Source organism: Salmonella sp. SAL04157, assembly GCF_046551635.1.
GTDB lineage: Bacteria > Pseudomonadota > Gammaproteobacteria > Enterobacterales > Enterobacteriaceae > Salmonella > Salmonella enterica.
Genome location: NZ_JBGDVS010000026.1, coordinates 1 through 1,590, shown reverse-complemented (window position 1 = coordinate 1,590; position 1,590 = coordinate 1). Strand labels below are relative to the sequence as shown.

General features: G+C 53.8%; 1 rRNA gene. It reads right to left on the bottom strand.

The annotated features are described in order from the left end of the window. Window positions 1–1,590 (bottom strand): 23S ribosomal RNA (locus tag ACLJRE_RS23800); the annotation flags it as partial.

Below are 1,590 nucleotides of genomic sequence, written 5' to 3'. Positions count from 1 at the left end.
TAAAGTCTCAGGGAGAACTCATCTCGGGGCAAGTTTCGTGCTTAGATGCTTTCAGCACTTATCTCTTCCGCATTTAGCTACCGGGCAGTGCCATTGGCATGACAACCCGAACACCAGTGATGCGTCCACTCCGGTCCTCTCGTACTAGGAGCAGCCCCCCTCAGTTCTCCAGCGCCCACGGCAGATAGGGACCGAACTGTCTCACGACGTTCTAAACCCAGCTCGCGTACCACTTTAAATGGCGAACAGCCATACCCTTGGGACCTACTTCAGCCCCAGGATGTGATGAGCCGACATCGAGGTGCCAAACACCGCCGTCGATATGAACTCTTGGGCGGTATCAGCCTGTTATCCCCGGAGTACCTTTTATCCGTTGAGCGATGGCCCTTCCATTCAGAACCACCGGATCACTATGACCTGCTTTCGCACCTGCTCGCGCCGTCACGCTCGCAGTCAAGCTGGCTTATGCCATTGCACTAACCTCCTGATGTCCGACCAGGATTAGCCAACCTTCGTGCTCCTCCGTTACTCTTTAGGAGGAGACCGCCCCAGTCAAACTACCCACCAGACACTGTCCGCAACCCGGATCACGGGTCCACGTTAGAACATCAAACATTAAAGGGTGGTATTTCAAGGTCGGCTCCATGCAGACTGGCGTCCACACTTCAAAGCCTCCCACCTATCCTACACATCAAGGCTCAATGTTCAGTGTCAAGCTATAGTAAAGGTTCACGGGGTCTTTCCGTCTTGCCGCGGGTACACTGCATCTTCACAGCGAGTTCAATTTCACTGAGTCTCGGGTGGAGACAGCCTGGCCATCATTACGCCATTCGTGCAGGTCGGAACTTACCCGACAAGGAATTTCGCTACCTTAGGACCGTTATAGTTACGGCCGCCGTTTACCGGGGCTTCGATCAGGAGCTTCGCTTGCGCTGACCCCATCAATTAACCTTCCGGCACCGGGCAGGCGTCACACCGTATACGTCCACTTTCGTGTTTGCACAGTGCTGTGTTTTTAATAAACAGTTGCAGCCAGCTGGTATCTTCGACTGACTTCAGCTCCATGAGTAAATCACTTCACCTACATGTCAGCGTGCCTTCTCCCGAAGTTACGGCACCATTTTGCCTAGTTCCTTCACCCGAGTTCTCTCAAGCGCCTTGGTATTCTCTACCTGACCACCTGTGTCGGTTTGGGGTACGATTTGATGTTACCTGATGCTTAGAGGCTTTTCCTGGAAGCAGGGCATTTGTTGCTTCAGCACCGTAGTGCCTCGTCGTCACGCCTCAGTGTTAAAGTGAACCGGATTTACCTGGAACACACACCTACACGCTTAAACCGGGACAACCGTCGCCCGGCCAACATAGCCTTCTCCGTCCCCCCTTCGCAGTAACACCAAGTACGGGAATATTAACCCGTTTCCCATCGACTACGCCTTTCGGCCTCGCCTTAGGGGTCGACTCACCCTGCCCCGATTAACGTTGGACAGGAACCCTTGGTCTTCCGGCGAGCGGGCTTTTCACCCGCTTTATCGTTACTTATGTCAGCATTCGCACTTCTGATACCTCCAGCAACCCTCACAGGCCACCTTC